Here is an 8,204-nt window from a genome sequence, read left to right as displayed (position 1 = left end):
AAAAAAAAACCATTAAGTATGTATCAAATAATATTTACTCCGATCCAAGTTATAAAGACTTTAATACTTCACAAAAACTTCCATTCTCTTTTGACTATATACATTTAATGGGAGGTTTTAAAAGAAGTTATTCATTTTGTACCTTAATTGCAAAACACTTAAGAAGTGAAAATGCTCACATGTACTATAGAATTATAAAAAGAACACTAGAATCTAAAGTGAAAACGCATAATATATTTTACCAAAAAGGCAATTTATTCTATTTTGAGAAAATTTGCAATGAAATAAAGGAAGCCCCATTCTCAAAAAAAAATCAATGGCTAGTAAATGATAATTTAGCTAATGAATATATAAATGGAATAATAAATTTTGAAAGAGGAAAACATTTTTTCAAAAAACCTGTTATGGAAGATTTTTTATATATAAAATTTAACTCTTCAAAATTTATATACAAAGTAAATGATCATAAACCTTATATTCTTGGATTAGATCAATACTCTCCTTTATTAACGCGCAAGTATGATTTAGATTTTTTAGGAGTGTTAATAGTTAAAAATAGTCAAAAACAAATTACTTTTAGCAAATTAATTAAAAGCATTAAAATACATTTTCAGATAAATAATAACTCTGAATTGTATACGTTTATTAATTTTGTAAATACAAAATTAAAGGAATTTTATTTTATAGGAGCAATTGAATTGAAAAATCCATAAGTAATCTTAATTTATGATCGTCACCACTTGCATAAGCAACACTAATGAAAAAGGGTATGTATTAGGGCTAAAATCATCATGTAAATACTTTAACTTACCATTTTACCCTATTATAACTAACCAGTCTATGTGGACAAATTATAAACAGAAGGATTATCTTCTTTATAATTTTTTACTTAGCAGACCAAGAAATGAAATCGTTTTATTTTGCGATGGATATGATTCAGTTATATTGGGGAATGAAAACGATATATTAAAAAAATATGAATCATTCAATAGGAATATAGTTTTTTCTGGTGAAATAAATTGTCATCCTGATATCACTCTTAAAGATCTATATCCTTCAAAAAAAGGAGAATATAATTTTCTAAATTCTGGTGGATTTATTTCTAAATCAAAATATTTACTTGAAATATATGATTTTTATTTTAGTGGAGATGGTAAAGATAAAATTAGCAACGAAATTTATTCATGGAGTAATCAGTATTTTTGGACTAACGTTTATTTAAATAAAATGTTTGATATTGAAATAGACCATAATTCGGAGATTTTTCAAACATTTTCTAGTGAAATAAATCAATTGAATAAAATAATTGGCTTAAAAAATATATTACCATATAAAGAATGGGAGCAAATAGCCTTAAATGAAGTTAATAATATTTTAGGCATTTTTGAAATAAGGGGGAAAAAGATTTATAACATGAAAACCAAAACTTATCCTTGTCATTTTCATTTTAATTCACTTTTATTAAAACATGTGTTTTTTAGTCAAAGTTTTAAAAGATGGCTTCCTTGGCTTTAAGAGTTATTATTAATTTTAATTGATTCATAATAAATATTTAATTAGCAAATAAAAATGGTAAATCAACAAAATAATTTGAATATTGCGTTAATAAATGAAGCAATTAGGATTGCTGACAAGCTTATTGACAAGTCAATAATTTCAGAAAAAGGTTGTTTCTGGGAAGGTATATCTGTTGGAATAGATAATTATGGTAATACAACATATAACTTGTGTGAGAACTATTCTATTTATTCAGGAACATCTGGCATTGCACTTTTTTTTATAAAAATATATAATTTAACAAATGACGAAAAATATCTTGATATTCTTGAAAAATCAGGAAGATATTTAATTTATTCTTACCTTAATGATGAGAATAAAAATTATACTTATCTTAGTGGGTATTTGGGCGTAGCTACTACCTTATTAGAACTTTCTAAAGTTTGTAAAATAGATTTGTTTTACGAATACGCCATAAGTATTGCTATTTCTTCTAAAGATTTTTTCAATCAGAATTCTACTCCATGTGAATACTTAAATGGATTCTCTGGAGTTATTATTGCATTACTCAAAATATATGACAATACACAAGATGTTAGACTCTTAGATTCTATTGACTACACTATTGAACAGCTTTTAGCTAAAGCTCGTTTGTCAGATATAGGTATTTATTTTGATGAATCTTATAATGTAAAAAAACCGCTTTGTGGAATAAGCCATGGAGTTTCTGGAGTTGCTTTTGCATTCCTTGAACTTTTTAATTATTTTGGAAATCCAGCGTTTTCTAAAATGGCTCAATGGTGTTTAGACTATGAAGATAATTTATTTAATAGCTCAATTAACGAGTGGCCTGATTTTCGTAAAGTTGATAGTCCTCAATTGATGTACGAAAAATTTAAAACTACTGATATCAGTTATTTTTATAAAGTAAATTATATGAGTGCTTGGTGTCATGGAAGCCCAGGTATTCTATTGACAAGAATACGTGCACATCAGCTTGGTGTAAGAAAATACTTTAGTCTTTTCAAAAAAACATTAGACAAATATACAATTCCCATAGACCTTCCTTCTTATACTTTATGTCATGGTATCTGCGGTAATGCTGAAACATATTTATTTGCTTCAGAAGTGTTTAATTCAAAAAAATATCGTGGTGTGGTAACTAAAATACTGTCTAAAATGATTGATGAAAAAGACTCATTTGTGCATTATAAATCTGGCTATGATATACAAGATTATGAAGATTCTAGTATGTTTATGGGTATTTCTGGAATTGGACATTTTATTATTAGGTATTTAACTTCAAGCTCAACTGAATCAATACTATTTCCATATTTAAATTCACATATGGAAAAAATACCGCCTAATTACAAAAATATTAAGTTAACTGAGCAGAGCCTTTATGGAATAATTTTAACTAATTCATATACTATATCCTATAAACTTTTAAAAGAAAATATAATTGGATCTTATGGTAGTTTTATGGAACACTTATTTGATGTTAAAAAAATGTCCATAACAAAATTAAATAATAACTTTAAAACAAATTTAATAAAACAAGGTATTGGATTGAATTTTTTATTAAAGACATTTAGGGTAGAATCTAAAATAATAAAATTGCAATCTGAAAATAATAGAATTGTTTCTTTTTTTCGATTAAAGTATATGTTAGAAATAATTGGAGATTTAAATAATAGTACTTTATCAATTGAAAATATGGAGATTATTAATAACCCATATTGCCTTCTTTTAAATGAGAGTTTTTTATCTGAAAAATCTTTGTTTCTTATTGCTTCTCACGATGGAATTTTAAAATTTGAGTGTACTCCTATTATGGAAATAATATACTCTTTAACTCGTGAGAGAATAATTGTCTCTGATTTAGTAAGTAAAATTGCTGATAATTATGTTAATGTTAAAACTGTAGATCAGATGGATTTTTTAAAACAAAAATTATTTTCTATTATTTACTTAATGATAAAAAATATGATTATTATTAAATATTCTTTTTTGGTAACTATTTAGGTACGAATAAGCATAGGTAAATTTATGGAAGAATTGGTTAAAGAAATAGCAGACTTAAAAGCGCTGATTAACCGTCTACTGCTTCGTATCGAAGAGTTAGAGGGGGAAAATGTTGACTTGCGTCGCCAACTTAACCAAAACTCTTCTAACTCTCATAAACCACCTTCCAGTGAAGGCTATGCAAAAAAGCCTCTTATCAAACCGGCAGGAAAAAAGCCGGGAGGACAAAGCGGTCATCCGGGTAAAACTCTACAATTAGTAGCAAATCCTGACCAAATTCATACTCATCGCGCCACACATTGTTGTTGTTGCGGTCTTGCCCTCGAAGGGGAAGGAGAAGTGGTTGCTCGTCGCCAAGTTTTTGATTTACCCCCTACTCGCTTGTGGGTAGATGAGCATCAGGCAATAGCCCGTCGTTGCCAATGCGGTTGTGAACAAACAGGCCAATTTCCTGCCGATGTAGTGGCTCCGGTTCAGTATGGACCCCGTATTCATGCTCAAAGTATTGTGCTCAACGTTGATTATCGTTTGCCTTTTTCAAAGATAAGCCAATTGTGGACTGATCTGATAGGTTGTAGCTATAATCCAGCTACATTGGCAAATGCTCAAACCAAGCTTTATGAGCAGTTATTGCCGATAGAAACTCAAATCAAAGAACAACTCAAGTCAGCACCTGTCTGCCATTTTGATGAAACGGGTCTGCGGGTTGACGGAGGTTTGAAATGGCTTCATTTAGCAAGCAATGAGCTTTTTTGTTCATGACAAACGCGGCCAACAAGTCCTTTTGTCACAGGAAAGTATTTTTCCTGTGACAAAAGGACTGTCCACGACTGCTGGGCGTCGTATTTTACGGTAGGCAATGGTCGCCATAGCCTCTGTGGAGCGCATTTATTACGAGAACTGCAAGCGCTCATTGAGCAGGGACGTCAGTGGGCTAAAACCATGCAGGAGTACTTGATGGCTGCCTATCAAGCCACTCGACATGGGCCGATTGGTCTTGACCAACAGACACATTGGAGAGTGAACTTCCAACAAATTTGTCAGCAGGCTGGCTTGAAAGAACCTCCTGCTATCACCTTTTTCAAACCTGACGCTCGCTTGGGTAAACCCAAAAGAACCAAGGGCCGCAATTTGCTACAGCGCTTGATGTGCCATCAAGAAGCTGTGCTCGCATTTGCTCGCACCGGCGACCCGGTTTGAGTCGGGGGTGCCTTTTACGAATAACCAAGCCGAGCGGGATTTAATGGCTGTTAAAGTAAAACAAAAAGTCAGCAACTGCTTTGGTCGCGTCAGCGGAGCGACTGCCTATGCCCGTATCGCTGGGTTTATTTCTACAATTCGCAAAATGAAACAAAACATTATCCTCAATATGGAGAATGTTCTTGGGGGAAGATTTCAATGGGCTACCTAAACAGGTACATAAATTTTATGATAAGTAGGGTATCTTGAACAAGCAAAAGTGTACCGAAATAACCAAGAGTTTAAATCGGTACAGTTGCACTTTATGCTAATGAAATCAAGAAATTATGCCTGTCAGAAGCGACTCGGATTTGAAGCCTATAACTTGGCCTTTGGGACGCTCTGTCTGTCACCTGAACGCGGGCATTTACGCACTCTATGGACTTGCACCCACCCCAAATAACTGAGGGTGAGTGAGTTAAGCCACGAAACAGAGATCACTCTGACCTTTACACACTTGGCTCCGTTGGGCTGTTGCCTGCCTTCGGGGCCTGCGGCCTGTCGCCAGAAAGGTGACAACGCGGAGCGAGTAAATTACGCACAAGTACTTGCACGGACTATAACAATTTATGCGGGGGGCATTGAAATTAATGACCTGGACGAGGTGGTACACAAGTACCTGCAAACGGGCCATAACAATTTGTGCCCGTAGGACTGTAAAAGCAGATAACATGACAGGCATATGGCTCACGTGTTGGAGTAAAACAAGTCTTGTCATAACACCGTGCTTCAAAAGTGACTATGCCCTCTGATGATTCAAGGCTACTATCCTCAATCAATTCCTGTGGAAATTCTCCAAATATTCTTTCGAGAAGTGCGATAGGGGGAGTATCTTTCTTAAAAGAAATTGTCAAGGATGAACATGGAGTGCCACCTACTATCTGTTCTGTTTCTTCTTGTGAGAGTTGCATATTACTGAGGTTAAAAGTTACATCTTATTTTGACGTGATGAGTTCAAGCTCATTTGCTCAGGCGTGCCACTTGTCAACCGAGGCCACCCAACGCGAGAGCGAAACAGGAATAAGCTCACTGACAGACACTTGCATCAATCAGACGTGCGACCTGTCAAACGCAAGTGCCCTGACGAACTACAACTCCCCTAACAGGGACGTATCGATTGTCAACCAGAACTTGTCAACGTACCACCTGACGGCTACCAGCGGCCTGCTACCTGTCGACCGCAAAACGGCAAACGCACAAGCTAACTGCACAGACCCTGCGCCCAACTATTTATTGTACGCAACATTGCCATACTATTTCAAATTGATAATCAGTGATTTGTCGATGGTGCTACGGTCGCACTTCAAGCCACAACATTGGCAGTACAAGTATGCTGAAATCTTTCTTTTATTACAAGAAAAACCTAAAAATGTTATCATGTGGCAATCACGACTTCGCCTGACAATTTCATCCAAATTTACCGTCTCAAAAAACGGGTACTTTGTGAGACAGTCTCTAGCTGCTCAAAACTTTTTCCAACCAATACATTACCGACCTCAAATTGCAATCTCATAAATCAATGTCTGATTTTTGCGGGAAGGTTGACTTTTTGATACACATTTTAGGCAAGATTAATTTTATGGCATTTTAAGAACGGTCGTTTGTAAAACGCCACAAACAGTGTATATTTACAAAAATGACCGTGGAACACTTACTTATGTACATAAGGTAGAATATGAAATATGTTTGCTACTACCGTGTCTCTACCAAAAGCCAGGGCAAAAGCGGCCTAGGACTCGGCGACCAAAAAATGATTGTTGAACGCTTTCTACGGGAAGGGGATGTAATCTTAGAGGAACATACTGAAGTAGAGTCCGGCCGAAAAAGTGCCAGACCCAAAATGTTGGAAGCAATTCGAAGTTGCCAAAAGTTTGGCGCAAAGTTGTTGATTGCCAAACTGGACCGCCTTAGTCGTAATGTGGCGTTTGTGATGACACTAAGGGATTCAGGGGTAGACTTCGTGGCTTGTGATTTACCTGATGCGAATACACTCACCGTAGGTATTATGGTAACATTTGCCCAGCATGAAGCAGAACGTGGTTCGGAACGGACAAAAGCAGCGTTAGCTCAAAAGAAAGCGCAAGGATTTAAACTTGGTAAACCTGAGAACCTAACCAAATTGGCTATTGATAAAGGGCGGACTATAAGAATTGAGAACGCCAAAACCCATAAAGCGAATGTTCAGGCCACGGAGCTTGCGATATTATATAGGAATATGGGCATGACCTTTCAAGCGATAGCAGATAAGCTAAATCAATCGCACTATTTGACTAGACGGCAAAAATTGTTTGATGGAAAAGCGGTGTATAGGTTATTGGAGCGCAAAAATGAGTAATTTAGTTTTCGTATTATCTATGTGTAGCACGAAAGCAAAACTGCCAGAACCTTTAAAAGGTCAAGGTTTGAGATTGGAAATAACCAAAAATGGTAGGAGTTTTTCGTACTTTAAGAGGTAAAAGGCGAAACCCAAAACAAACCTAAAGTAGGCAGAGACAGAACATTGACCACTTGATAATTTTTTTAAGGAGATTAGTTATACCATTTTGCTTTAAGTGGCATTCGACATTAAATAAAAAGCCTTGGATAGATACTCAACAATACAAAAAGTACGACATGCATAATACCATACAAAATTTACCGCAAAACTTTCGCATATTTGAGAGTTATTGGCAAGACTGCCCAATAACACGCAAAAATATAATACTAATTCAGAAATGGAAAGGCGTATATTTGCATTATGAATTACGACTCAAAGATACACGAAAGCATAGACTACCTCTTAGAACAAGAGCGCAAGAGCTCCTTGTCTTTGATTAGAGATCGAGTGCGTTTTATTCGCTTGTTGAAAAGCGGCGAAGCAAAAACACAATCTGGTGCTGGTCAATTGATTGGTTTATGTGAACGTTAGTCCCAACGGCTTTGGCGCATTTACCAGCAAGAAGGACTTGCAGGCTTGCAAAAAAAGCCATCTTGGGGATATTGGGGTAAGTTAAGTAGTGTTCAGATAACCCAACTTCGTCAATTTTTACTAGATGACCAAGCCGAAACATTAGCCGACATACAAGCCTATTTAAAAAATAATTTGGGCGTAGGTTATACTATTGGCGGCGTAAGCGACTTATGTAAACGCCTAAAAATCAAACTAAAAACTGGCCGTCCAGTCAATGTTTGCCAGCAAGCTGGGGCCATAGAAGAATTTTAAAAAAATTCAAAGACCTATGGTAATCAAAAATCATCTTAAATTTGTCAAGCTATTTCAGGGAGATACATAATATTAATTAATACTTTTAAATTCACTTAGAGACATAGTTATTGTAAAGCTAGGTATAACTTTTGGCCTAATCCCTAAATATTGGGTAGTTTTGCCGTTTCGTACAAAAACCGTCACTTGGAGATAGCTGGCTGATCAATTGTCTTTTCAATTTGTTTTCGATAGCGCTTTA

At 35.1% G+C, this 8,204-nt stretch carries 6 protein-coding genes and 1 pseudogene; all 7 read left to right on the top strand.

Annotated features, from left to right (window positions below; all coding sequences use genetic code 11):
* Window positions 1-713: DUF6734 family protein (locus K339_RS37485; RefSeq protein ID WP_169731838.1), on the top strand; the 713-nt coding region annotated here is incomplete at its 5' end.
* 127 nt (window positions 714-840) lie between these two features.
* Window positions 841-1,515: a glycosyltransferase domain-containing protein gene (locus tag K339_RS0109430; protein ID WP_028523375.1), complete on the top strand. Its 675-nt coding sequence runs from the start codon at window positions 841-843 to the stop codon at window positions 1,513-1,515.
* Between the two features lie 54 nt (window positions 1,516-1,569).
* Entirely contained in the window at window positions 1,570-3,522 is a 1,953-nt protein-coding gene (locus K339_RS0109425) for a lanthionine synthetase LanC family protein (RefSeq protein WP_028523374.1), read from the top strand.
* A gap of 24 nt (window positions 3,523-3,546) precedes the next feature.
* Window positions 3,547-4,722, top strand: a pseudogene (locus tag K339_RS37865) (IS66 family transposase).
* 7 nt (window positions 4,723-4,729) lie between these two features.
* A complete protein-coding gene (locus K339_RS33140) occupies window positions 4,730-4,933 on the top strand; it encodes an IS66 family transposase (RefSeq protein WP_037299863.1) in 204 nt (67 codons plus the stop codon).
* Between the two features lie 1,503 nt (window positions 4,934-6,436).
* Complete coding sequence (locus K339_RS0109400) at window positions 6,437-7,096, top strand: recombinase family protein (protein ID WP_028523370.1); 660 nt, start codon at window positions 6,437-6,439, stop codon at window positions 7,094-7,096.
* Window positions 7,097-7,714: 618 nt separating this feature from the next.
* The gene (locus K339_RS0109390; RefSeq protein ID WP_028523369.1) at window positions 7,715-7,963 is read left to right on the top strand and encodes a winged helix-turn-helix domain-containing protein; all 249 of its coding nucleotides are present in this window, start codon (window positions 7,715-7,717) and stop codon (window positions 7,961-7,963) included.
* Window positions 7,964-8,204 lie beyond the last annotated feature (241 nt).

The sequence above is a fragment of the Runella limosa DSM 17973 genome, assembly GCF_000482465.1.
GTDB lineage: Bacteria > Bacteroidota > Bacteroidia > Cytophagales > Spirosomataceae > Runella > Runella limosa.
Note: the sequence above shows the minus strand (reverse complement) of the source record. Positions and strands in the feature narration are given on the sequence as shown.

Bases quoted from the DNA above. Each gene is read 5' to 3' on its own strand.
- K339_RS0109430 (WP_028523375.1), top strand. From the start codon at position 841: ATGTGGACAAATTATAAACAGAAGGATTATCTTCTTTATAATTTTTTA.
- K339_RS0109425 (WP_028523374.1), top strand. From the start codon at position 1,570: ATGGTAAATCAACAAAATAATTTGAATATTGCGTTAATAAATGAAGCA.
- K339_RS0109400 (WP_028523370.1), top strand. From the start codon at position 6,437: ATGAAATATGTTTGCTACTACCGTGTCTCTACCAAAAGCCAGGGCAAA.